The organism is Prochlorococcus sp. MIT 1201 (assembly GCF_047303415.1).
GTDB lineage: Bacteria > Cyanobacteriota > Cyanobacteriia > PCC-6307 > Cyanobiaceae > Prochlorococcus > Prochlorococcus marinus_D.
This window is the reverse complement of the sequence record NZ_CP138947.1, coordinates 657,656-681,155: the sequence shown is the minus strand read 5'-3', so window position 1 is coordinate 681,155 and position 23,500 is coordinate 657,656. Positions and strand designations below refer to the sequence as shown.

The following is a 23,500-nucleotide window of genomic DNA, read 5'->3' as shown; positions in this document are numbered from 1 at the left end:
CAAAACTGGAATGGCAGCCCAAAAAATCGCCTCGTCAGAAGCCCTTTTACGTCAGCTCACACCACAACTTCTGGATCCATTAGCCCGTGACCTGGCCAATCAAGTTCAGTGGTGGTCTTTACCGGGGCTTGTCCCATGCTCGAACTCAGAGCCTGAGTCCTACCCAGTAGCCATCACTGGCGAGGGAGCTCCAGTGCTGCTGCTGCATGGGTTTGATAGCAGCTTCCTTGAATTCCGACGCCTAGCTCCGTTATTAAGCCCTCACCATCAGCTTGTGATTCCGGATTTGTATGGTTTTGGCTTCACTCCCCGTCCCCCTGAAGCTGACTATGGACAAGAGGCGCTCATCCGTCACCTCGATGAACTGCTAGCCCATCTGCCCTCTAATACTTCAGTGGGAGTCATCGGAGCATCAATGGGAGGTGCTATTGCCATGGAGCTTGCTCGACGTCATCCAAAACAAATCAACCGCTTGCTCTTACTTTCGCCTGCAGGATTAACAGGACGGCCAAAACCTATCCCTCCAGGCCTAGATCAACTGGGCGCATGGATCCTTAGTCAACCGGCCGTGCGACGAAGCATCTGCCGCCAAGCCTTCGCTGATCCCAAAAACTCTGTCGGAGATGCTGAGGAACAAATCGCTTCCCTTCATCTACAGGTATCAGGCTGGAGAAGATCACTAACTGCCTTTGCCCGCAGTGGAGGGATCGCCAATTGCGGAACACCGCTACCCCAGCAACCACTTCATGTGATCTGGGGTGCCAACGACCGTATTCTCAATGGACCTCAGAGACGGGAAGCCCTCACCCTGCTGGGGTCTCAAGTGGAAGAACTTGACAACTGCGGCCATTTACCACATCTCGACCATCCCAAGATTGTCGCTCAACGCTGGCTTCAAGCTTTGTCCTAGCAATGGGAGATCCTTCATCCACCACCACCAGTAGCGGCCCATTACTGCAACTCCTCGCCAATGGTCTAAAGATTTGGGTCCGCCGACAATGCGATGCCGTTGGTGAACTGAAGCTGGAACTGCACGGATCTGCTCTGGAGCTGTTGAGAGGTCGTCTTTCAGGAGTCAGTCTCATGGCCAAGGAGGTGATCTTTCAAGGCCTGCCATTGCATTACGCCGAATTGAAAAGCGGCCCCCTCAGGCTGAACATGAACCTCGGCAAATCAGCCCAGGCTGTGACTCTCGAGCAAAGCTTCGATCTTCAGGGAACTGTATCAATCACGGACAAAGACCTCAATCAGGTCCTGCTATCAGATCCATGGAGATGGCTTGGAGATTGGCTAGCAGAAGAGCTCATTGGCATAACGCCTCTTGGAGGACTTCAAATCAACAACGACACCTTGGAATTACAGGCTCCAGTGATTGGTCAACAAGAACCTGCAAGACGACGTTTTCTAATCAGAGCGGATCAAGGAACCGTGCTGATTAGACACCAGGATGTGGATCTAGAAGCTTCACTACCCATGGACCCTGCTATTCACATTGAAGAAGCCGTTCTGAACGGTGGACAACTTCACCTCAAGGGTCGCGCATCAGTAACACCCTGATCGCATTAACTCATGACAGGCAGGATCAGCGTTACTGCGTAATACACCACTGCAGGAGTGAAGAGATAGCTATCAATGCGATCAAGGATGCCGCCATGACCAGGCAGCGCATCACCAGAATCCTTAAGACCCGCATCTCGTTTCATCATCGACTCGATCAGGTCTCCAACCAGCGCAAATAATGCAACCAAAACGCCAAGCAGCACGCCCAGCAAAAACCCCAATGGCCAAGCCAAAAGCTCACCGGCAACTGCCCCTATAGTCATTGCGCAAAACAGGCCTCCGACAGCACCTTCCACAGTTTTGCCAGGCGAAATAGAAGATAAAGGTAGGCGTCCAAAACGACGTCCCAATTCATAAGAGCCAATATCACTAGCGACGATCATCAGGCAAGCCACCAAAGTGATAGCCATCCCAGAAGTCAACCAGCCTGCACACCAGCCAGGAAGCTGACCCAGCCCAGGAGCAAGATCGATAGCACTCAAATTACGCAATCGCAACCAATGACTGGGTAAAAAACCCAAGTAAAACAACCCAAAGATCGAGGCGGCGATATCGGCAATGGAGCCGGTGATCGGCTGAAGCAACAACCAACCGCAAATGGCGGCGCCAGAAAGAGGCAGCACTGCTGCAGCAAGATCAGATGGCAACCCGCCAACCACTCCCCACTGTGTACTGATCAGCAACAACTGACAGGCCACAAGAGTCGTTTTCGTCGCCGGCCTGATTCCGGTGAACTTCGCCATGCGGAAAAACTCAAGCAAAGCAAAGTGCACGATCACACCCAAACCAACCGTGAACCACCAACCGCCTAAAGCAACCACCACCAAACCGAAAGCTCCAGCAGCCAGGCCACTGATAATCCGCTGGCTGGAAGATCCGGCTGCAACCAATCTCCATCGAAAGGCCTCTGCTCTCACGCCCACACCATTGATGGTCTTACAAGGCCAGAACTTTTACCGTACCAGCGATCTGCTCGGGCCAAAGGTTCTGCTGCTCTAAAAGCCAGTCCACACGTCTGTGATCCAGCTTCTCACCCGGCACTAGCAAGGGAATCCCTGGAGGGTAGGGACAGATTAACTCCGCCGCGACTCTCCCTACCGCATCAGCAATCGACACTCTCCGACTTTGAGCGCGCCAAGCCAAGCCACAAGCCATTGATGGTGCTGTAATGCGCGGCAGTGGCGGGGGCGTAAAGACTGGCAAGGGTAGGCCCTTACCTTGGGCCGCAAGGAGTCCCCGCCAGCGACGATGCATCAACCTGACCAATCCACGCTGGGGCGCCAAGCCAAGACAGAACGTTAGGCAGCCTGGTTCTGGAAGTTCGCCCACCAGCCCCCTGGCCATCAGCCAAGCATCTGCTTCAAGTCCGCTGATACCCTCTGCAGCGGTGTGCAAAATCAGCCGCAAGGGATCCTGGTTTTCAAGCAAAGGCAATCCCAACTGACGAAGTTGAACCGCCAATTCGCGAGCATCCTTGAGGCGCGTTCCCAGCTTGTGCAAGCCTGCAGGCTTGCACAAGTCACTCAGCGACGCTTCACAAGAAGCCAGCAAGAGTGCGCTTGGACTGGTGGTTTGCAACCAGCCGAGACTGCGCTCGACAGCTTTGGGATCAACGCGATCCCCTTGACTCCAAAGCACTGCCGTCTGAGTCAAACCGGCAGCAGATTTGTGCAATGAGTGAACGATTAAGTCAGCACCTGCTGTGATCGCAGAATCAGGTAAAGATTCATCCACCCGACTGGCGAAATGAGCACCATGAGCCTCATCCACTAATACCGGCCAACCCCGAGAATGAAGCTCAACAACCATGGGCTTGAGATCCGTCGCATAGCCCTGATAAGTGGGATGCACCAACACAGCTGCAGCGATCTCAACACCAGCGATGGGAAGTTCATTCAAAACGTCCTTCAACCAAGGTCCATCAGGGGGAAACACATGACCCCGATCAACCATGAAAGGCAGGTCAAACAAGACAGGCGTGAGATCGCCCAAAACACAAGCCTGAATGAGACTGCGATGGACATTGCGAGGCATCAACACAGCCTGACCAGGCCTTGCTATTGCCAAGAGAGCAGCCTGCAAGAGGCCTGTCGCGCCATTGACGCCATACCAACCCCGCTCAGCCCCGATAGCAATCGCTGCCTGCCTTTGACTCTCTGCCACCGCCCCCTGCTGCATCAATGGCCCACCCAACTCAGGAAGTTCCGGCAGATCCCAGATGCCAGCTCGATGGCGCAACATTGCACGCAGATCATCAGGCAAGCCAGCCCCACGACCATGAGCGGGGAGATGCAAGCTGCGACCACGGTCGCGAGTCAACAGGGGAAGAAAGCCCATGAAGGTGAATCGCCGTTTCTAAAGTCTGATGATCAACGTGCCCGGGCGGTCTGTTGAACAGCTCCAATCCATCGTCCGCTTCAGCATCCCGCAAAGCCCCGATGCGTTACGACGCGACTCAGGATCTGCTCTGGTTGCTAGCCAGGCCCTGGGTGTGGATACCTCGATTGATTCATGTGCTCACCTCACTGCTCACACTGGCGGTGAGAGTGCTGGCTCAGGGCTCTAACAACGACGAAGAGGCACAAAAAAGGCTCGCAAAAAAACTGCTCATCACCCTCACCAACCTCGGGCCTTGCTTTATCAAGGTGGGCCAAGCCCTTTCCACCCGACCAGACCTAATCAAGCGTGAATGGCTCGAGGAACTCACCAGCCTCCAAGACAATTTGCCCGCCTTCAACCATGCCACGGCCCTCGCCACGTTGGCAGAAGATCTTGGGGCTCCAGCTAGTCAACTCTTTGAAGAGTTTCCTAGCCAACCAATTGCTGCAGCCAGCCTGGGCCAGGTCTACAAAGCTCGCCTACACGGCAATCAATGGGTAGCCGTGAAAGTACAACGTCCTCAACTGGCGTTCATCTTGCGCCGCGATCTCGTCATTATCCGCCTACTCGGCGTGCTGTCAGCACCTTTGCTCCCGCTCAACCTGGGCTTTGGACTAGGCAACATCATTGATGAATTTGGTCGCAGCCTATTTGAGGAGATTGATTACGAACAAGAAGCTAACAATGCTGAACGATTTGCGGCTCTTTTCGCCAAAGACCCAACGGTGACGGTCCCGAGGGTGGAGCGATTGTTATCATCCCGTCGTGTACTAACCACAAGCTGGATCGAGGGCACGAAGCTACGAGACCGCAAGGAGTTAAAAGCCCAACTTCTTAATCCAACAGCACTGATCAGGACGGCCGTCATCAGCGGTCTTCAACAACTTTTTGAGTTCGGCTATTTCCATGCTGATCCTCACCCAGGCAACATTTTTGCCCTCAGTGGTCAAAGTAAAAAGATGGGCCATCTTGCCTACTGCGATTTCGGCATGATGGATTCAATTAGTGATGACGATCGTCTCACTCTTACTGGAGCAGTAGTTCACCTAATCAACAACGATTTCAATGCGCTAGCTAAAGACTTTCAAAAGCTGGGCTTCCTTAGTCTAAAAAGTGATCTAACGACAATCATACCGGCACTAGAAGAAGTACTTGGTGGCTCTCTTGGTGAATCAGTGGAGTCCTTCAACTTCAAGGCAATCACCGATCGTTTCTCAGAACTGATGTTCGATTATCCCTTCAGAGTCCCGGCGAGATTTGCCTTGATCATCCGAGCTGTTGTTAGTCAAGAAGGTCTTGCATTAAGGCTAGATCCAGAGTTCAAGATCATCGCAATTGCCTACCCATATGTGGCCAAACGTCTACTGGCAGGAGACTCAATGGAGATGCGAGAGAAACTGATGGAGGTGATTTTTGATAATCATGGGCACCTGCGCCTGGAGCGAATTGAAAGTTTACTGAAAGTGATAAGCCAAGACGCTGTAGCACCAGATGCAGAACTAATCCCTGTAGCAGGAGCAGGCCTAAAACTGCTACTTGGCCCAGATGGATCCACTTTGCGTAGTCGTCTACTGATGACATTGATCAAAGACGAGCATTTAAGCGCATCTGATATCAAGGCCTTAATGAGCCTGATAAGGCGAACCTTCAGCCCTCGCAAAATCGCAAATGGCATGCTGCAAACCCTTACTCCACGAACCACCTAAACATGGGCATAAAGAATAACAATCGATAGAGGGGAAAGAAACTACTCAACAATACAAGTCTCTGCCATTCATCAATGCTCTGATTCCACAATAGCTATCTATCGATTAGCACGAAGATTTAGCAACAATCCAACTAAGTTATATTCATCCCATGCTAAACAGATAATGACAAAGGGAAGAGAATATGCAACTAATACGGACGAGAGTTGGGATAAATTAATCCAGGAATAATCCCTAAACCTTAGCTTTGGTTGTCGACTCTCAGAAAACTAAAAAACAAGTTTCAAACCGCCATATAAGCCTCAAGCTCAAACGAAGAGGTTCGCATCAACGCCAAGCCTTCCCTCTCCAGACGGCGTGTTCGATCGCGACTCATTCCTAAAGTCTTAGCAATCCCGGTGAGGTTCATCGGCTCGCCTCCGTCGATTCCATAACGCATCCGCAGCACACGACCCTGCAGCTCGGGCAACTTTTCTAGCAAGGTACGTAAATCGCCTTTCATGCAATCCACTTCCACCTTCTCACTCGGCAACTCCTCTTCCCCTGCAAGCAACTCAAGCAACTCCGTTTCATCCCCATCTCCCACCTTCATCTCCAAACTCATCGGCTGACGGGCACGGCACATCAGATCCTTCACCTCCTCCTCGGGCAACTCCACAAACTCTGCAAGTTCGCTCACTGTTGGCGTGCGCCCCATCTCCTGACTTAATTCTCGCTGGCCTTTCTTGAGCTTGTTCAGCATCTCCGTGATGTGGATCGGCAGACGGATCGTCCGGCTCTTCTCCGCAATCGCACGCGTGATCCCCTGACGAATCCACCAATACGCATAGGTCGAAAACTTGTAGCCACGGGTTGGGTCGAACTTCTCTACTCCCCTCACCAAGCCGATCGTTCCCTCTTGGATCAAATCAAGCAGCTCCATATTCCGTTTGGTGTACTTCTTGGCAACACTCACCACTAAGCGCAGGTTCGCAGACACCATCCGCTCCTTCGCACGTCGTCCGCTCTGCAACTTCTTCTTGAGCTGCAACGCACTCAATCCAGCTGCCTTCGCTAGCTCTTGACGACTCGCTGGCTCACCTTTTTTACCTTCCAGTTCAGACTCAAGCTGCTCTAAAGACATCAACTCCTGCACCTGACGACCCAACGTGATCTCCTGCTCATGGCTCAGCAGCGGCACTCGACCGATATCGCGCAGGTATGAACGCACCAGGTCGACATCTGAAAGCACAGCCAACGGAGCCATACTAAATAACGAAACAACTAGGTTTCCTAATTTACCATCGTTTGCCACGAGCAAATCAATGCCTTGCGGACGAATTCCACACCATTGCCAAAATGAAGAAGGCTTTAAAATCGAGAATTAACGTTTTATCTTCAAGCGCCATCAATAGAGACAGTCTTTTGATGCGCCAAGCACTTGCAAATCCTTATCTATAATGATGCCCTCGAAAACCTCTCCACATCTTCCAAAACACTCTTCCAACTATTAAATGTTTGGAGATGGATATGGTGCAGCTGGTTCTCGGCGCCCGCTGAAAACCATGCTGACAACATTGGCATGAAGCAACAAAGACTGCAAAAGCTGATTGCAGCGTCAGGACTCTGCTCCCGGCGCCATGCCGAGCAACTCCTCCTGCAAGAGCGGGTAACGTTGAATGGCCATCTTGCCAAGCTTGGCGACAAGGCCGATCCAGAGCTTGACAAGATCTCTGTAGATGGGAGTGTGCTCAATTCCAACACCGAAACAAGAGTGTTGCTGTTCAACAAACCTGCGGGGGTGATCACTAGTTGTCATGATCCCCACGGGCGAGTGACTGTCTTCAGCATGCTGCCCGACAAACTTTGCAAGGGTCTTCATCCTGTAGGCAGACTTGATGCCGATAGCCGAGGAGCTCTGCTAATCACCAACCAAGGAGAGCTCACGCTGCGATTGACCCATCCACGCTATGCACATCACAAGACTTACCAAGTCTTGGTGGAAGGTAAACCCTCAGCCCTAGTGCTCTCAAGCTGGCGACATGGCGTCATGCTTGATGGGAAAACAACCTTGCCCGCTGAACTTGAGCTTTTGCAATCACACTCAAGCCAAAGCCTTTTGAAGATTGTTCTAAGGGAAGGCCGCAACCGGCAAATCCGTCGCGTAGCCGAACAACTAGGTCACCCCGTATTAGACCTTCAACGCACTGCGATTGCAAATGTTGCCCTAGACGCATTACCAGAAGGGTGCTGGCGCGCTCTTGACGAGAGAGAATGGACTCCCCTACTGAAAATCACCAAGCCCTCAATGTGTTGATGCGCTTGATAAAGCCATCCAATTGAAACACCGATGCGACTAAACCTTCCATGGCAAAAATCAAGATCTGAAGTCGAAACCAGACAAGATCCACAACAGATATTCCAGAGTTCATTACTGGAAGCTGGTCGACAACTCAGAGAGCGTCGCGAACAGTGTGGAATGAGCCTGCGTGATTTAGCTGAAGAAACACGAATCACTACCCCCGTTTTAGAAGCAATTGAACGGGGGTGGGTCAAACGACTACCAGAACCAGCCTATCTGTGCTCAATGCTGCCGCTGCTGGAACAGCATCTTGAACTAGCCCCAGGCAGCCTCAACGGGGCCATGCCAGAACGCAATGCCAGGAACCAAACTCATTCCAACAGGGGCCTGACGCGATTCACCCCCGGCAGCATCGATGTCTTCACTACCTGGCAAGGGAGTGTGATTTATGCCGTGGTCATGCTCAGCAGCCTCTTGGCCCTCAATCACCAGCAAAACCATCTTGCTGCACTCAACAGTCAAACACTCTCGCCAATCACAGTCAGCCTTGAGTCCCTTGATGATCAGCACGCAAGCGAGACAGCCAACCCCGCCCTTGATGGCCTAAGACCCCTGGAAGAAGCACGAAAACGATCTCCAGAGCAATGGCTCAACGCAACCCTTATCCAGCACCAAGCTCAGGATGAGATGGGTCTACTGGAGATCAATCTCAGTCAGCCACGTATGCTCAAAATCAACAGCGCTGGAAAGGATCTCACAAATCTCAGAGAAGCTCAGGGGACACTCACTCTTCAATTGCGGCCACCCCTCCTACTAGAAATCAAGCCTCCAGCAGCTCCTGAGGACAGCGTCATTTGGAAGGGCCAGGCGCATACTCCCGAACCCAATCATCCTGGGATTTACCGACTCGCAGATGCCGTCAGCAAACCGGATGCCGATTCAAGCGAACGTCCCCAGACAGCTCCTCTCTCGCCATAGCCGCTCAGGGCTCCATCAAGAGCTGAATCAAAGCAAGACAACCGCCAACACCAATTTCCCTCGACAGTGCCAGGGGTGTTGAAACGAGCTGCATCATCTAAATGAAGCAAATCCTGCACTGGGGTCATCACTAAACTCGCCTCTGTCGCTAGGCCCAGCTCCAGCAACTGCCAACCAGGGGCATCAACTGCACCCTTCAATCGATCTGCGACCCGCTCACGGGCGTCGAGATCAAGCTGCTGCCACCAACCCAGCGTCGTTGGATTGTCGTGAGTGCCTGTATAAACCACCCAGTGATGACCCTGAATATTTTCAGGTAGATAGGGATTACTGGGATTGCCATCAAAAGCAAACTGGAGAATTTTCATTCCAGGCAAACCAAATTGGTCTCGTAGCGCTTCCACATCAGGAGTAATCACTCCCAGATCTTCTGCAACCAGTGGCAAGCTGCCACCAGCATCACGCCTTAGCCGCTTCAATAGAGATGCCCCTGGAGAAGACCGCCACTCCCCGTGCTCCGCTGTCGAATCGGATCCAGGAACTGCCCAATAAGACGCAAGCGCCCTGAAATGGTCGAGGCGTAAAAGATCCACCTGTTGCCATTGACGCACAAAGCGGCTTCGCCACCAATGGAATCCACTCAAGCGATGCCGCCACCAGCGATAAACAGGCGTGCCCCAGAGTTGTCCTGTACTGGAGAAATAATCAGGGGGAACACCACTTTGGATCTCAAGCTCCCCGCCTTGAAGAATCGAAAACAGGCCCTGATGACTCCAGACGTCAGCGCTATCGCGTGCAACATAGAAAGGCAGATCACCAAACAACAAAACGCCAAGCTCGCCTGCTAGATGTCTCAGTGCTTGCCACTGCCGATCAAGCTGCCATTGCAGCAAACGATGTTCAAGCAGAGCCTCCTGATGATGACCTTTCCAGGCATTGAGGGCACTACGTTGATGAGCTGCCAAGCCTGCCGGCCATTCCCACCAAGGAAGGCCTTGATGCTGACGACGGAGCTCCATAAATAAAACATGGTCCTCAAGCCAGAACTGCTTGCCACACCAACTCTCAAAGGCAAGATGATGATCTCTAGCCTGCTCAGACCAAGCCTCCCTTAAGGCTATGCCAAGTCGCTGACTGCGAAGGTCAGCCAGAGCAAAATCAACCGAGGCGCAAGGCTCCTGGATAGGAACTGTTCCTGGCAACTCACGCAGAACGGATGCGGACAGGAAATCCTCATCAACAAGATCATAGGCATCAAGCAACCAAGGGTTCAGAGCAAAACTTGAAGGGGAGCTGTAGGGAGACCCTGTCGCATCAGGAGGAGCCAAAGGCAACAACTGCCACACACCGATGTCATGGCGAGCAAGTGATTGCAACCAAACCCTTGAAGGGGCACCGAAACTGCCGCAAACTGGACTGACAGGCAGTGCTGTGGGATGAAGTAACACCCCGGTCGTGCGGACTAACGCTGAACTGCCCTCAACCATCAAAAAACACCAGAAAATAAAAACAACAGTGGAATCTGATCGAAGTCAGCATCTAGATCAGCCATTAGCCCCAATCAATCTTGGAAGGGCTTAGGCGGGTCGTTACATACTCGCAAGATGCCTTGTCAGAAGTCTCGGTTAGTCCAAAAGCCATTGGACTTTTAACCCTAAAGAGCTGTAGTTGAGCAAGACTGTGATGCCGCTGTCCTCAACACGGTTGATGCCTACGCAAGATTCAGGCAGAACGACAACGCCATCAAGCGTGGGTCACTGGATGGGGAAATATCCAGGCCGTACCTTGCTACGCCTGGCTGCGACTCTGGGTGGTCTTTGGCTGGCAAGCACGGCCCTGGGGCTGCTCTGGCCGAAGCCAGATCAAGTCGCCAAAGGCGATCCATCAGTGGACAAAGCAACCTCCCTAGCGCCGCTTCCCAAACAACCAATCATCATCTTGTTAGTGGGCATTGATTCGGACCAACTGAACGATCTCACAAACCAAGCTGCACCGATGGGTTCAGCCAATGCAGACAGCCTGATGCTCGTGAAGGTAGCGGCCAAGCAACCTGTTGAAGTGCTTCAGCTGCCGATTGAACTCGCTGTGACCCTGCCTGGAAGCAATGGGATGCAACCACTAGCGTCAAGTTACGGGCGGGGGGGGATTGCCCTTACAGCCGATGTGATTGCGGAAATCCTCGGCCTTACAAAAGGACAACCCCACCGCTTTGTGGTGATCCCCCGCAAAGCTCTAAGAGTCCTTGTAGATGGACTCGGAGATGTGGAGGTCAACCTCAACGCGCCTTTTAAACACCAAGACAATGCCCAGAACTATTCGGTGGACTTGCAAGCAGGACGGCAGAGACTCAATGGAGGCCAGGTAGAACAACTGGTTCGCTACCGCGCTGGTCCTGAAGAAGAAAGCGGTCGGCGTCAAAGGCAACAATGGATCCTGAACGGTCTGTCTAGACAATTGCGACAGCCAAACACCCTCGCAAAACTCCCCAAACTTCTGAAAGAGTTTTCAAAAGAAGTGCAAACCGATTTAACCCCTCGTGAGTTGTTAAGCCTCACGGCAGCTGCTCTTAGCAACAATCAATTCCCAATCATCAGCGAATTACCTCTAGCCCCACGAGCCGGGGAACAAACCCTGCGGCAACTCAAGGCAAGCCACCCCATGCCGCTCTGGCCGCAGGGCAACTAACAGGGCCTCATCAATCGGACGACAGCAGCAGCCGTCGACGCAATTGCACCACGAGCTCCTCCATAGAGGGCCCCTGCTGCAAGCCGCCCCCATTAGGGACTGCTGACAAAGCTGAGGGATCATCTGGAAGCAAACCGAACCACGGCAAACCATCCGAGCGGCGAAGGCTGGGGTTCCATGGGCCACCCAATTGCAGAACCCCAATCAGAGGAACATCGAGGACCGCACAGAGCGCTACATAAGCAGGTGCCACTCCAGGAATCTCCCCAGAGGGCAAAGGCGACACCATCAAAATGGTGGGCTGGCGCCATGCTCCGAGAGCCTCCAGCCAGCTACCACCATCTGGATGAAACATGGCTGGATCACCACTCAGTTGCACCATTCCCATCTCCGCAGACAACAAACCAAGAACCTGATGGGGATTTTCAGAACAGCGATGATGGCTCAACTCAACTCCCCAAGCGCTAGCCAAAAGCAAGCAACCAGCCCGCATCCGAGCATCAGGGAGGGGGCCTGCACCAACCAGAAAAGGGATGGGAGCAATCATCAGGCGACCCTACATAGAGAAGAAGTTGAGATGAGAGCCTTTGCAGCACTAGCATCGGAGTACAGCTGATATTGCTCGCTGGCGACGTGACGAGTTTTCTGACCGCAGCCCGTACCGAACAAGAGAGCATCAGCTATGACATGCAGCGTCTGCGCTTGTTCAGCGGCACCTCAAATCCAGCTCTTGCAAGAGAGATTGCGGCCTACCTAGGTGTTCCCGATGGTCCAAGGATCTGCAAACGGTTCGCAGATGGTGAACTCTATGTACAAATCCAGGAATCGATCCGAGGTTGTGACGTCTTCCTGATTCAGCCCACCTGCGCGCCAGTGAACGACAATTTGATGGAGCTGCTGATCATGGTTGATGCCTGTCAGCGCGCCTCTGCCAGGCAGATCACTGCGGTAGTTCCCTACTACGGCTATGCAAGAGCCGACCGCAAAACGGCTGGTCGCGAGTCAATCACTGCCAAGCTCACCGCAAACCTGCTGGTGAAATCTGGCGTGAACAGAGTCCTCGCCATGGATCTGCATTCCGCCCAAATCCAGGGCTACTTTGACATCCCTTGCGATCACATCTACGGCTCACCAGTCTTGGTTGATTACCTCGCAGCACAAGAACTTAACGAAGTCGTGGTGGTGTCTCCAGATGTTGGAGGAGTCGCACGAGCCCGAGCCTTTGCGAAACAAATGAGGGATGCGCCACTGGCAATTATTGATAAGCGCCGATCAGGTCACAACGTTGCCGAAAGTCTCACAGTGATCGGCGATGTGGCTGGGAAAACAGCCATCCTGATCGACGACATGATCGACACTGGGGGAACCATTTGCTCAGGGGCTCGTCTTCTTCGACAACAAGGGGCTAAACGGGTGATTGCCTGTGCCTCTCATGCCGTGTTTTCGCCCCCCGCCTGCGAACGATTATCCGAAGAAGGCTTATTCGAACAAGTCTTGGTTACCAACAGCATTCCCATCGCTGCGGAACGACACTTCCCTCAATTGCAGGTACTTTCAGTGGCCAATATGCTTGGCGAAGCGATTTGGCGCATCCATGAGGAAAGCTCTGTGAGCTCAATGTTTAGAGGATAACCCTGAGATTAAGTCTAAAATTTGCTGCCAAGCAATAGAGATGACTCTTCTTAGAGCAGCTCATCAATGTTTTAGGCACTAAAAAATCGAAGCAAAATCAATAAGCCTTAACCCTCTAGGCCTTTTCAATTAATCCCAACTTGCTTGCTCTTTAAATGCTTCATTATTAGGGCAAAGGCATTTCAACTAGACAAGACCCTAAGACCTATTCACAAGACCATTGCTTATCGATAAAAGTGTGGCGCAAGAAGAAACTCAAACAGACTCTTGAGAAACCTTCTACAAAAACTATAGAACAGCCCAATCATTCGTTTCCACAACCTGAAATCAAAGCCATCAAAAGAAACTAGCTTGACTTGACTAGTAATAAGCTTAAGCTACGAAATAAAAATGTTAAGCATTGCCGTTTCACGCTCATTACTCAAGCAACCTTAATGGCTTGCATTACTGACCTCAATACATCTGATTCCTTTCGCAAAAGATCGTTTGTATTTAAAGTTTCAATAGACAGCTAATAAGCCTAAAACGAGATTAGCAAAGACAAGACTCTATGCTTATATTAACCGGCTACTTGGCAAAACTTTGTACTGATATTTCATATACAGAGCGATGGCTTAATTTGAGAAGATGATAGCTCTGAGCATATATTGCAGTTAAATGCTGCTCTATTATTCTGAACTTAGACATACTATCGTCAAGAACCACTAAATCAACTTCTGCCGGAAAAAGTCCGCCAATTAAAACAGACAGGCTGCAGAGAGTAGAAGCTGAATTTCATCTTGAATTCTACGATTACTCTGATCAGCTTGCCATTCGTAACTAGACTGTATTGACTTGACTCCTCAAAAATCTGTCACTCTCATTCCCTTGCCATGACTCAACTAAGTCTAATTGAGTTAGAAAAGCAGGCCTCTGATGCCGGCCTGCTCTTGAGGTTGCAGGTGAGAAGACCACTCAATCTCTGGTCCTTAAAATTAGTCGTCGCACAAGCTCTCGATCAGGAACGTATACAACTTTGGGGTGAGATGAAGGCTTGGGCCTATGCAGGCGAGAAGGGATTACAGCTCGACACAATGCGTGTTCATCCTGAAGCACCCACCGGAGTAGGGGATCTCATCTGGGTTGGCACCATGACCTGGGCACTTGAAGCCACTCCTTGTAAACAGGCTCGACTACTGGCAATTTGTGATGAAGGGCGCCAGCACCATCGCTTAATTCGTTATTTCCGGCAACGTGGATTTCTTACTATCCGAGAGCTAGGAGCAGCCCCAATGGATTTCCCACTCAGGATGATCTGGGGGGGAGCCGGAGCGTTAATGGTTGGAAGCTGTAGTGAGGTGCTGGAGCGTAATCAGCGTCGTTGGCAAACCTGCCGGGGATTGGATCACAGAGATCATTCTTCACCAGCGTGATAACTACTACGCACTAGAGGCCCACTACGCACCTGAGCAAATCCAAGCTTGCGAGCAACTTCAGCCAAGTTCTTGAAATCCTCGGGATGCCAATAACGATGCACCGGAATATGTGCCAATGAAGGGCGCAGATACTGACCCAATGTGACCCGTTGACAGTCAACAGAACGGAGATCCTCAAGAGTCTGAATCACCTCTTCTTGCTCTTCTCCTAGTCCCAACATCAAGCCTGATTTGGTAGGGATGTTGGGAGCAAGTTCCCGCGCTGCAGCCAGCAGATTGAGAGAATGGTGATACGTAGCTCCCCGTCGAACCTTGCTCTGAAGCCTTTCAACGGTTTCGAGGTTGTGGTTGAAACAAACTGGTGCAGCCATGAGCAACTGCGTGAGCCGTTCTCTCTGGGCCTCTAATGCCTTGGCCAGATCAGCGACTCCGCCCCAAAAATCCGGCGTCAGCACTTCTATCTCAATAAGAGGATTGCGCTGGCGAATGGCCGCCATGGTCTCAGTAAAAATACTGACACCATGGTCGGGCAAATCATCCCTTGCTACTGAAGTAAGAACCACATAACGAAGACCCATCTGCTGCACCGCATCTGCAACTCGCTCTGCTTCGAGTGGATCGATTGCCTGAGGAGATTGGCCTTTCATGACCTGGCAGAAAGCACAACTACGCGTACAGATCGATCCGCCCAGGAGAAAAGTTGCTGTGCCGGCTGCGTAACACTCGCCGCGATTGGGACAACGCCCTTCCTCACAAATGGTGTGAAGCTGATTCCCCTTCACCAGCTGCTGCATCTGCTCCAATTGGGAGACGCTGCCGATGGGGCGCCGCAACCATTCCGGAAGGCGCTCCGCAGGCAAAATGGTGCTGTATTGGGTTGGGCGATGGGTGGAAGACATTGCTTTATTGCATCGCTCGACGCCCTTCAAGCGCACGAGTCAGGGTGACTTCGTCGGCATACTCCAACTCACTGCCAACAGGAAGGCCGTAGGCGATTCGACTCACTTGAGTAAACGGCTTTAATAACCGTGCCAGGTAAAGGCTAGTGGTATCACCTTCCACACTGGGAGTGAGAGCGAGAATGACCTCGCTAATGCCATCACGATCAACGCGTTGAATCAAGCTGGGGATCTGCAGCATGTCCGGCCCGATACCATCCATTGGTGAGATCAGTCCGCCGAGGACGTGATAACGGCCCTTATATTCCCTGGTTCTTTCGAGAGCTAACAGATCTCGGGAATCAGCCACCACACAAAGCAATTGATCGCATCGCTTGCCATCACGGCAAATGTCGCAAAGAGGCTCCGCGCTGAGATGAAAACAGGTCTGACATTGACCCACTTGAGAACGGGCCGCGAGGAGTGCATCAGCAAAAGCGCGGATTTGATCTTCTGGTTGTCTCAACAGATGCAAGGCAAGTCTCTGGGCCGTTCGTGGCCCAATCCCAGGCAGACGCTCGAACTGGTCGATCAAGCGAGCCAGGGGTCGAGTAAAGCCGCTCAGGGGTCCGCCGCAGATACTGAGAATCTTGGCAGTTCACCAGGTGGCAATTGTTGATCAAGCCAAGACCGTACGCCGGCAGAATGGTAAGCAAGTCCGGTTCTGTTCCAATGCTTGAACTTGTGCGAACCATTTCACGTGTGGGTTTCGCTTGTGCGCTTGTGATGTTGCTCGCTGCCTGCAGTGGTTCATATGCAGGCATGAACTCCTTCCAGAGCCCGGATGGTCGTTATGCATTCCTTTATCCCAATGGATGGAGCCGTGTGAGCATGAATGGAGGGCCTCAGGTGGTATTTCACGACTTAATCAACAGCGACGAAACACTAAGTTTGGCTGTTTCGAAAGTTGACGAAAAGGGAGATCTGCAAACCCTAGGGAGTCCAATAGCAATTGGGGAACGTTTAAGCCGTGAAGTGATTGCACCTCAAGGCAGTGGGCGAGAGGCTGAGTTAGTAGACGCCAATCAGCGTGAAGCAGGAGGACACATCTTTTACGATTTGGAGTATACCGTTCATCTTGAAGATCGAGAACGCCATGAGCTAGCAACAGTGGTCGTTGATCGGGGGCGTTTATATACATTAGCAGCAAGCACTAACGAGTTTAGATGGAATAAAGTCAAGGGGCTGTTCAAAGAGGTAATCACATCATTTACATTCTTAATCTGATCATTAAAGGCCGTAAAAGAAAACACATAACAGCAATAGTTTATTGTTCAATGCCAATAAATTGGATGCAAAAGCCAACTTCTAATCTTTATTGCTATTTCTTGCCTATCATGGAGTTAAAGCTGAACAAACACTTCATATCAAATTTCCCATTAAGAGCTCAAGGAGAAAGGAATGATTCAGCTTTGATCTGCCACCGATCGATTTAAAATAGGAATCGGTAAAGTGAGCCATTGGCTTCCGCAGCATCTGGCCATTCAGTATCTAGGTAACTGATGCCATTACTAAAGAATGGCGTAGCTGCTAGCCGCGTTGTTTCAAGTTCAGTAGTACCCATTGCTGTCATTAAGCCTCCTAGCTCCAAAGGCCCCATATCTGTCTTGATGTTACGGCCTGCAGCACTTATCAATGCTGGCAGTCTAATAAGATTCTCAGCTCGAGTGAGCTTACTAAAGAGACTCTTGAGGACTAATTGTTGACGACCCAGACGACCAAAGTCGCCTTCACCATCATGGCGCCACCGCAAAAACCCCTCGAGATCTTTACCTTTCAAGACCTGAGGGCCAGCTTGAAGATCAATATAAAGACCCTGGGATTGATCTTGGTAATAAAGACGCTTAGGCACATCAACCTCAATGCCTCCCAATAAGTCTGCAATAGTTCTGATTCCTTCAAGATTAACAAGGATGTGATGGCTAATGGGACGGTGCATCAGCCGAGTTAACTCACTTTTTACCGCCTCGACACCACCATATGCATACAAAGCATTAACTTTCATTGGCCCAAAATTACGCGAATTGATATAACTATCACGTGGAATCTGGGTGATTCTTGTTTCGCCCCCCGTAACTCGAATTGTGAAGATCACATCAGTGTTACCACGCCCTGCATCCATGCCAAGCACCACCACATCACGATTACCAAAGCCCTGCCAGGCATTGAAGGGATTGCTAATCGGGAAAAGGGGAGTGATTGTGCCTGCAGTCTTTTGCGTGAGTGATCGACTGAGTGGAATTGAAAGGAACAGGCCTGCGATCAAGCCCACGCCAATGGCAGTGGTCATAGAACGCCAACCAGAACTGCCTTGATGCTTGGGAGTCATATCACCATCTTAGAGCCCTTTAGATTTTTCTCTAATAAAAGTAGCCTGCCGCTTTAAACAACACTCTAGCCAGTGCTCAATTGTGTTGAACATCTAGTTAAACATCTAGAGTTAATCATAAGCTCAATTTGAATTACTAACTGTTGCTTGCTTCAAGATCTTTAATCAGTGCAAAGAAGATGCTGCTTTTATTTCTCAGTAGAAGAAGCGAAAACTTTCAGAAAATCAAACCTCTTTTTGGCAGCCTGTGTCGACAAGAGAAGCAAATGAGCCATATTGTAGTTGATTAACAACGAAATAATCCTGCCATGTGGATATTGCGCTAATCAGAAGATATCTCACAAATATGATAGACCAAAGACTCCACAAGGGTTGATTCAGGTCAACAGCAATTCGTCAGCACGTAACCCAGCCTGAACTCGCCAGAGATCCCTATAGATACCTGATTGCTTCAAAAGTGAATCGTGAGTACCTTGCTCGACAATATTACCTTGATCCATAACAATAATCTGATCTGCATGCCTCACAGTACTAAGACGATGAGCAATCACAACAGTGGTTCGGTTTTTGGTGATATGCATCAATGAACGTTGAATCGCTGCTTCTGTCTCATTATCAACGGCAGCGGTGGCCTCATCCAAGATCAGAATCGGTGCCTGCTTGAGAATTGCCCTAGCCAGGGCAATTCGTTGACGCTGACCACCAGAAAGACGTTGCCCACGTTCACCCACCAACGTATTGAAACCATGCGGGAGGGCTTTAATAAACTCTGAGGCTTCAGCCAAATCTGCCGCATCATCAATTGTTTCCTGAGTTGTCTCGGGACTGCCATACGCAATGTTTTCAGAAACTGTTCCATGAAATAAATAAACTTCTTGACTGACCAGTGCGATTGAACGACGTAGATCCCTTAACTTGAGCCTGTCAATCGGCTGTCCATCCAGAAGAATCCGTCCAGAGCTGAGTGGATAAAGCCTCAGCAAGAGTTTCACGAGGGTACTTTTTCCTGACCCTGTAGCTCCCACAATTCCGATCGTGCAGCCAGCGGGAATATCAAGATTAAAGTGAGTTAGAAGAGGAGCACGGCCTTGGTAATGGAAGCCCACATCCTCAAAGCACAAAGCGCCCCGCACTCGTGCTGTTATCAACGGCTGTGATCCTTCAACGATGGTAATCGGAGTATCGATCAAATCCAGCACACGATTGGTAGAGGCCATTGAACGCTGATATTCATCAAGTGTGCGGCCAAGGGTTGTAAGAGGCCACAGCAAGCGTTGTGTAATAAAAACGAGCACGCTGTAAAGCCCAACAGCCATTTGCCCCTTCCATGCCTGAAGGCCTCCGATCACCAAGATGGCCAAAAAGGCAAACAAAATGGCAAAGCGAATCAGAGGGATGAAGGCTGCTGAAAGTTTGATTGCCTGCTTATTGCTGCAGCGATAGGCCTCACTGCGATAGCGAATTTGCTCTAGTTCCCAGGCTTCTGTAGCGAAACTCTTGATTGTGAACATCCCACCGAGGTTGTTGCTGAGATGAGCAGCCAGCTCACCAGCTTTATCTCTGACCTCGCGGTAACGCGGAGCCAACCGCCGCTGAAATTGAATTGATCCCCATAAGATCACTGGGATAGGCAAAAAGGCGAACAAGGCAACGCCTGGAGCGACGAACAGCATCGCCCCACCTACCAACAGCACAGTTGTAATCAACTGCAAGATCTGATTGGCCCCGTAGTCGAGAAATCGTTCTAATTGGTTGATGTCGTCATTAAGAACAGCCATCAGCCGCCCACTGCTATCTGCCTCGAAAAACGCCATCTCCAAATGCTGGAGGTGGTTATAGGCCTTCAGGCGAAGATTGTGTTGAGTTGTCTGGGCGAGATTGCGCCACAACACACCATAAAGATATTCAAAGAAGGATTCAGCACTCCAGATCAGAAAGGAGAGCAACGCAAGAAATCCCAATTGGCTAGGGACAGTGCTAAAGCCAAGATTCGCCAACCAGGAGGTCTGCTCGTGTACGACGACGTCAATGGCCAAACCGATGAGTACCGGCGGGGCGAGATCAAACAGTTTGTTGAGAATGGAGCAAGTGGTTGCCGCAAGAATCAGGCGCCGATGAGGCTTAAGGCTGCTGAGCAGCCTTCTCAGGGGACTTGCAGTGCGCCGAACGCGAGAATCCATAAACCTTGGGCACTGCCTTCATTCAAGCGCTACAAGGTTTCGGATCAAAGCATTGAGCTGAAACCTTGCTGAGCAATCCCGTCTGAACTGTTCATTTGGCCTGAAAGGGGGTAGAACTCAAAGACTTGAAGGAGGTTCGATGACCCGTTCGAGAGCGTTCAATCGATTCCATCGCTTCACCGCAAAGAAACGCAGGTTCAGCCTTCGAGCAGCGGTTCCAAATCTGCAAGACGACATTCGTTCTGGCAATGAAGCGGTTAACCACCGCAAAGAGCCCCACCAACGGGCTTGGCAAAAGGATCTAATGCTCGAATTAATCGATCCAGAAGAAAGTTATTAAGACGAATAAGGCCACCCTGTGGGTGGCCTTATTGAAAGGGCTAAGGCTACTGATTTACCAGCGGTTGCCGCCACCGCCACCGCCACCGCCGTAGCCACCGCCACCGCCGTAGCCACCGCCACCGCCACCGCCACCGCCGTAGCCACCACGGCCACCACCGCCACCTGTGCGTTCACGTGGTGTTGCTTTATTCACGCGAATCATTCGCCCCATCCATTCAACGTCCTGAAGATCGTCAATCGCTTTTTGTTCGTCGGCATCGTTTGTCATCTCAACGAAGGCAAAACCACGCTTGCGCCCCGTCTCTCGATCGAGAGGGAGGCTGCATGTCTTGACTTCGCCGTATTGGCTGAACAGGTCGAGCAAGTCCTCCTGTTCCGCCTGGAAAGAGAGGTTGCCTATGTAAATGGTCATTCCTAAAAGGACCGATGGGATTTGATCAGTGAAGCCTTGGTCCGAAAAGGAAAGTCCTTGAATGCTGGAGCTGGAAAGCCGAAGCCTAGGGAGCGAGCCGTTTGGGGCCGGTGAGCTGATGCTGATGCTCACCTAAGTTACAGGGGAGCGAGTCAAAAGCTCTCAAAAAGCCATAAGACATACAAACAAGCTGTTGTCTGGAGACAAAAACAGGCGATTGTCAAGAGTGGCCAATCACGAGATCTAGAGTGGATTGTCCTTCTTCTCAATCTTGGTTGCAGCTGCGATAGTGTGCTGAACCAAGGGACTCATCAGAATCGGCCTACCATTCTTATCAGCAGAACAGAACTATTGAAGAAGTAGCGTTCGAATTGATCAGAATGACTGAGGTTCTTGATCTAAATCGCTTTCAGGCCAATGTTCAGACCAATACATTAAAAGCAGGTTTAAATGTCGTAGTGAGCACCTGCCTTGGCTTGGCATTTGGACTGCGCTGAACTGATGAATTCCCCGGCATTCACCTGATCTAGGAAACATTGACAGGTGAACTGACCCATCCCTGCAGGGGGCGTCTTACCTGCATTGGCCATAGCTGCGTTAAAACCCAGCAAACACATTGTGGTGATAGCGTTCTCATCCTCGCTGCTTTGAGCTAAACCATCAGCCGTAGCCATAGCAAAAAGGACACTGCTCAGACTGATAGATAGACAGATTCGCTGCAAAAGAGCCATCGACGCTGAATTAAGAAGCACGCTGGATATGCAACTCTCGATTCATCACCTTGAGACGTTTTAGATCTTTAAAAACATCCTCAGGCATTCCTTTGGGAAGATCCACAAGACTGTGCGACTCAAAAATCTGAATGCGACCAATCATCCGTCCTTCCAGCCCGGATTCATTGGCGATGGCACCAACCAGATTGCCAGGCTTGACACGATCGCGATGACCGACTTCCACACGATAGCGCTCCATGTGATCTTCCGGCGGTCTCGATGAACGATCAGGCCTTCGGCCAGAGCCTCCACGACTTTCGTGACGATCGTTGCGACGGTTTCGCTGAGTTGACTGCTGCAACCAACCCTCATCAGCCTGCACCAAGATTGGGCCTGGGCCAACAGCAAGCTCTAATGCTGCTAGAGCCAATTGCTCTGGACTGAGGCTAAGCTCCTGCACAACACGCTGGATTAGCTCCTGGAGAAGGGCTGTCTCCTCGGAGTTATCTCTCTCCGTCTTAGCGGCAGTGGTGAGACGTTGACGAAGGCGATCAAGACGACTCTGGTTAATCGCTGCATTGTTGGGGATATCCATCGGTTCGATGGGTTGACCTACAGCACGTTCAAAGCCGCCCACAAAGCGACGCTCCCTAGGGTTCACGAACAAAATGGCCTCTCCACTGCGGCCAGCCCGGCCGGTACGTCCGATGCGATGCACATAGGCTTCGCTATCAAAGGGGATGTCGTAGTTGATCACCAGGCTGATGCGATCGACATCTAGACCTCGAGCGGCAACATCAGTAGCAACCAAGATATTCACGCTGCCTTTGCGCAAACGTTCAACCGTTCGTTCCCGTTGGTTTTGAGGGACATCCCCGTTCAGTACGGCAACATCGTGTCCAGCGGCTTCTAGTGCCTCAGCAACGGTGAGAGTGATCACCTTGGTGCGGGCAAAAATAATCACTCCCTCACCAGTGAAAGCCTCAAGAACCCTTCTAAGGGCTTCAAGTTTGTGGCTGTTCTGGAGAGTGATACATCGCTGACGGATGAGACGAGCCTCCTGATCACGGCTCTTGATCGTGATCTCTGCTGGTTCGTGTAGGTAACGCTTCGAAAGTCGACGGATCTCTGATGGCATCGTTGCCGAAAACAGCACCATCTGGCGCTCCTCAGGCAACTGCTCCAAGATCCATTCGACATCATCGATGAAACCCATGCGCAGCATTTCATCGGCTTCGTCAAGCACCAAACACCTCAAACCAGAGGTGTCGAGAGTGCCCTGCCGCATGTGATCCATCAAGCGGCCCGGGGTGCCTACCACGACATCCACGCCACGCTTGAGGGTATTGATCTGAGAGCGGAAATCGGCTCCGCCATATACCGCTAAAACTTTGAGATGCGGATGGCCAACGGCATAAGCACGGAACGAATCCGCGACCTGCATCGCCAACTCCCTGGTCGGGGCAAGCACCAACACTTGGGGACGACTGCCATGATCATGAAGCCGCTCGATCAGGGGCAACGCAAAAGCGGCTGTTTTGCCTGTTCCAGTCTGAGCCTGACCAACTAGATCACGACCCAGCATCAATTCTGGAATAGCAGCTTTCTGAATTGGGGAGGGTTGCTTATAACCCTTTTCTGCAAGGGTCTTGAGCAACGGCTCGCTAAAGCCAAAACAATCGAATTCGGAAACTAACTCTGTCGCTTCAGTCTCTTCACAGGCCTCAGCGGCTACTGCGACCGAGCCATCGCCTGAATAGTTTTGATTGGTGGCCTCAGCCACAGTGGTTAAACCATCATCTGCGCTCGTTGAAGAGATCTCAGACGCACTCTTTTCAGGGGAGCACGAGACATCCTCGTGCGCTTTTGTATGGGTCATCGAGAGAAGGCGTTGTCTACCTGATTGATCCTTTAAATCAGGCAGACAACGCCCCATACGCGGATACCCGC

Annotated in this window: 22 protein-coding genes; 10 read left to right on the top strand and 12 right to left on the bottom strand. The window is 51.2% G+C overall.

Going from position 1 to position 23,500, the window contains the following annotated elements; genetic code table 11:
• The first annotated feature begins 10 nt into the window (after window positions 1-10).
• Both SIB41_RS03310 and SIB41_RS03305 read left to right on the top strand, forming a co-directional pair.
• Window positions 11-910: an alpha/beta fold hydrolase gene (locus tag SIB41_RS03310; protein WP_413360431.1), complete on the top strand. Its 900-nt coding sequence runs from the start codon at window positions 11-13 to the stop codon at window positions 908-910.
• 2 nt (window positions 911-912) lie between these two features.
• Entirely contained in the window at window positions 913-1,557 is a 645-nt protein-coding gene (locus SIB41_RS03305; protein ID WP_063403157.1) for a DUF2993 domain-containing protein, read from the top strand.
• 5 nt (window positions 1,558-1,562) lie between these two features.
• Here the strand turns inward: SIB41_RS03305 and SIB41_RS03300 are convergent, their stop codons facing one another.
• Both SIB41_RS03300 and SIB41_RS03295 read right to left on the bottom strand, forming a co-directional pair.
• Entirely contained in the window at window positions 1,563-2,477 is a 915-nt protein-coding gene (locus tag SIB41_RS03300; RefSeq protein WP_413360428.1) for a phosphatidate cytidylyltransferase, read from the bottom strand.
• 19 nt (window positions 2,478-2,496) lie between these two features.
• Window positions 2,497-3,897 (bottom strand): lysine decarboxylase, encoded by a 1,401-nt coding sequence (locus SIB41_RS03295; RefSeq protein ID WP_413360426.1) that lies wholly within the window; start codon window positions 3,895-3,897, stop codon window positions 2,497-2,499.
• Window positions 3,898-3,998: 101 nt separating this feature from the next.
• Here SIB41_RS03295 and SIB41_RS03290 point away from each other — a divergent pair, with 101 nt between their 5' ends.
• A complete protein-coding gene (locus SIB41_RS03290) occupies window positions 3,999-5,645 on the top strand; it encodes an ABC1 kinase family protein (RefSeq protein WP_413361353.1) in 1,647 nt (548 codons plus the stop codon).
• 283 nt (window positions 5,646-5,928) lie between these two features.
• On the opposite strand, the gene SIB41_RS03285 is transcribed toward SIB41_RS03290, so the two are convergent.
• Entirely contained in the window at window positions 5,929-6,891 is a 963-nt protein-coding gene (locus SIB41_RS03285; protein WP_413360424.1) for an RpoD/SigA family RNA polymerase sigma factor, read from the bottom strand.
• A gap of 315 nt (window positions 6,892-7,206) precedes the next feature.
• On the opposite strand from SIB41_RS03285, the gene SIB41_RS03280 reads away from it, so the two are divergent.
• Window positions 7,207-7,941, top strand: a complete 735-nt coding sequence (locus SIB41_RS03280) for a pseudouridine synthase (protein WP_413360421.1) — start codon at window positions 7,207-7,209, stop codon at window positions 7,939-7,941.
• A 33-nt stretch (window positions 7,942-7,974) separates the two neighbouring features.
• A complete protein-coding gene (locus tag SIB41_RS03275; RefSeq protein WP_063419978.1) occupies window positions 7,975-8,904 on the top strand; it encodes a helix-turn-helix domain-containing protein in 930 nt (309 codons plus the stop codon).
• Here SIB41_RS03275 and malQ read toward each other — a convergent pair.
• Window positions 8,826-10,391 carry a 4-alpha-glucanotransferase gene (gene malQ, locus SIB41_RS03270; RefSeq protein WP_413360419.1) on the bottom strand — a complete coding sequence of 522 codons (1,566 nt, stop codon included), beginning with the start codon at window positions 10,389-10,391 and terminating at the stop codon, window positions 8,826-8,828. The genes SIB41_RS03275 and malQ overlap by 79 nt on opposite strands.
• A gap of 196 nt (window positions 10,392-10,587) precedes the next feature.
• Between malQ and SIB41_RS03265 the strand changes: the two genes are divergently transcribed.
• A complete protein-coding gene (locus tag SIB41_RS03265) occupies window positions 10,588-11,589 on the top strand; it encodes an LCP family protein (protein ID WP_413360416.1) in 1,002 nt (333 codons plus the stop codon).
• A 10-nt stretch (window positions 11,590-11,599) separates the two neighbouring features.
• Here SIB41_RS03265 and SIB41_RS03260 read toward each other — a convergent pair whose 3' ends face one another.
• Window positions 11,600-12,136: a hypothetical protein gene (locus SIB41_RS03260; RefSeq protein ID WP_413360414.1), complete on the bottom strand. Its 537-nt coding sequence runs from the start codon at window positions 12,134-12,136 to the stop codon at window positions 11,600-11,602.
• Between the two features lie 86 nt (window positions 12,137-12,222).
• On the opposite strand from SIB41_RS03260, the gene SIB41_RS03255 reads away from it, so the two are divergent.
• Window positions 12,223-13,221 carry a ribose-phosphate pyrophosphokinase gene (locus SIB41_RS03255; RefSeq protein WP_011130446.1) on the top strand — a complete coding sequence of 333 codons (999 nt, stop codon included), beginning with the start codon at window positions 12,223-12,225 and terminating at the stop codon, window positions 13,219-13,221.
• 872 nt (window positions 13,222-14,093) lie between these two features.
• A complete protein-coding gene (locus SIB41_RS03250; RefSeq protein ID WP_413360411.1) occupies window positions 14,094-14,633 on the top strand; it encodes a hypothetical protein in 540 nt (179 codons plus the stop codon).
• Here SIB41_RS03250 and lipA read toward each other — a convergent pair.
• Both lipA and recR read right to left on the bottom strand, forming a co-directional pair.
• The gene (gene lipA / locus SIB41_RS03245; protein WP_413360409.1) at window positions 14,615-15,535 is read right to left on the bottom strand and encodes a lipoyl synthase; all 921 of its coding nucleotides are present in this window, start codon (window positions 15,533-15,535) and stop codon (window positions 14,615-14,617) included. The two genes, SIB41_RS03250 and lipA, sit on opposite strands and share 19 nt — an antisense overlap.
• 4 nt (window positions 15,536-15,539) lie before the next feature.
• On the bottom strand, window positions 15,540-16,109 hold the full coding sequence (gene recR / locus SIB41_RS03240) for a recombination mediator RecR (protein WP_011130449.1): 570 nt from the start codon (window positions 16,107-16,109) through the stop codon (window positions 15,540-15,542).
• A gap of 137 nt (window positions 16,110-16,246) precedes the next feature.
• Here recR and psbP point away from each other — a divergent pair, with 137 nt between their 5' ends.
• Window positions 16,247-16,801: a photosystem II reaction center PsbP gene (gene psbP, locus SIB41_RS03235; RefSeq protein ID WP_413360407.1), complete on the top strand. Its 555-nt coding sequence runs from the start codon at window positions 16,247-16,249 to the stop codon at window positions 16,799-16,801.
• 205 nt (window positions 16,802-17,006) lie between these two features.
• Here the strand turns inward: psbP and SIB41_RS03230 are convergent, their stop codons facing one another.
• Window positions 17,007-17,903: an LCP family protein gene (locus SIB41_RS03230; RefSeq protein WP_413360405.1), complete on the bottom strand. Its 897-nt coding sequence runs from the start codon at window positions 17,901-17,903 to the stop codon at window positions 17,007-17,009.
• A 377-nt stretch (window positions 17,904-18,280) separates the two neighbouring features.
• On the bottom strand, window positions 18,281-20,083 hold the full coding sequence (locus tag SIB41_RS03225) for an ABC transporter ATP-binding protein (protein ID WP_413360403.1): 1,803 nt from the start codon (window positions 20,081-20,083) through the stop codon (window positions 18,281-18,283).
• Between the two features lie 139 nt (window positions 20,084-20,222).
• Here SIB41_RS03225 and SIB41_RS03220 point away from each other — a divergent pair, with 139 nt between their 5' ends.
• Entirely contained in the window at window positions 20,223-20,423 is a 201-nt protein-coding gene (locus SIB41_RS03220) for a hypothetical protein (RefSeq protein ID WP_413360400.1), read from the top strand.
• Window positions 20,424-20,477: 54 nt separating this feature from the next.
• Here the strand turns inward: SIB41_RS03220 and SIB41_RS03215 are convergent, their stop codons facing one another.
• The 3 genes from SIB41_RS03215 to SIB41_RS03205 form a co-directional block, all read right to left on the bottom strand.
• Complete coding sequence (locus SIB41_RS03215) at window positions 20,478-20,837, bottom strand: RNA recognition motif domain-containing protein (protein WP_413361351.1); 360 nt, start codon at window positions 20,835-20,837, stop codon at window positions 20,478-20,480.
• 446 nt (window positions 20,838-21,283) lie between these two features.
• The gene (locus SIB41_RS03210) at window positions 21,284-21,511 is read right to left on the bottom strand and encodes a hypothetical protein (RefSeq protein ID WP_413360398.1); all 228 of its coding nucleotides are present in this window, start codon (window positions 21,509-21,511) and stop codon (window positions 21,284-21,286) included.
• 67 nt (window positions 21,512-21,578) lie between these two features.
• Window positions 21,579-23,486, bottom strand: coding sequence for a DEAD/DEAH box helicase (locus SIB41_RS03205; protein ID WP_413360395.1), 1,908 nt, complete (start codon window positions 23,484-23,486; stop codon window positions 21,579-21,581).
• Between the last annotated feature and the right edge of the window lie 14 nt (window positions 23,487-23,500).

Bases quoted from the DNA above. Each gene is read 5' to 3' on its own strand.
- SIB41_RS03310 (WP_413360431.1), top strand. From the start codon at position 11: ATGGCAGCCCAAAAAATCGCCTCGTCAGAAGCCCTTTTACGTCAGCTC.
- SIB41_RS03295 (WP_413360426.1), bottom strand. From the start codon at position 3,897: ATGGGCTTTCTTCCCCTGTTGACTCGCGACCGTGGTCGCAGCTTGCAT.
- SIB41_RS03275 (WP_063419978.1), top strand. From the start codon at position 7,975: ATGCGACTAAACCTTCCATGGCAAAAATCAAGATCTGAAGTCGAAACC.
- SIB41_RS03205 (WP_413360395.1), bottom strand. From the start codon at position 23,486: ATGGGGCGTTGTCTGCCTGATTTAAAGGATCAATCAGGTAGACAACGC.
- SIB41_RS03265 (WP_413360416.1), top strand. From the start codon at position 10,588: ATGCCGCTGTCCTCAACACGGTTGATGCCTACGCAAGATTCAGGCAGA.
- SIB41_RS03210 (WP_413360398.1), bottom strand. From the start codon at position 21,511: ATGGCTACGGCTGATGGTTTAGCTCAAAGCAGCGAGGATGAGAACGCT.
- SIB41_RS03260 (WP_413360414.1), bottom strand. From the start codon at position 12,136: ATGATTGCTCCCATCCCTTTTCTGGTTGGTGCAGGCCCCCTCCCTGAT.
- psbP (WP_413360407.1), top strand. From the start codon at position 16,247: ATGCTTGAACTTGTGCGAACCATTTCACGTGTGGGTTTCGCTTGTGCG.
- SIB41_RS03225 (WP_413360403.1), bottom strand. From the start codon at position 20,083: ATGGATTCTCGCGTTCGGCGCACTGCAAGTCCCCTGAGAAGGCTGCTC.
- SIB41_RS03215 (WP_413361351.1), bottom strand. From the start codon at position 20,837: ATGACCATTTACATAGGCAACCTCTCTTTCCAGGCGGAACAGGAGGAC.
- SIB41_RS03285 (WP_413360424.1), bottom strand. From the start codon at position 6,891: ATGGCTCCGTTGGCTGTGCTTTCAGATGTCGACCTGGTGCGTTCATAC.
- malQ (WP_413360419.1), bottom strand. From the start codon at position 10,391: ATGGTTGAGGGCAGTTCAGCGTTAGTCCGCACGACCGGGGTGTTACTT.
- SIB41_RS03305 (WP_063403157.1), top strand. From the start codon at position 913: ATGGGAGATCCTTCATCCACCACCACCAGTAGCGGCCCATTACTGCAA.
- SIB41_RS03250 (WP_413360411.1), top strand. From the start codon at position 14,094: ATGACTCAACTAAGTCTAATTGAGTTAGAAAAGCAGGCCTCTGATGCC.
- lipA (WP_413360409.1), bottom strand. From the start codon at position 15,535: ATGTCTTCCACCCATCGCCCAACCCAATACAGCACCATTTTGCCTGCG.
- SIB41_RS03220 (WP_413360400.1), top strand. From the start codon at position 20,223: ATGACCCGTTCGAGAGCGTTCAATCGATTCCATCGCTTCACCGCAAAG.
- SIB41_RS03230 (WP_413360405.1), bottom strand. From the start codon at position 17,903: ATGACTCCCAAGCATCAAGGCAGTTCTGGTTGGCGTTCTATGACCACT.
- SIB41_RS03280 (WP_413360421.1), top strand. From the start codon at position 7,207: ATGAAGCAACAAAGACTGCAAAAGCTGATTGCAGCGTCAGGACTCTGC.
- SIB41_RS03290 (WP_413361353.1), top strand. From the start codon at position 3,999: ATGCGTTACGACGCGACTCAGGATCTGCTCTGGTTGCTAGCCAGGCCC.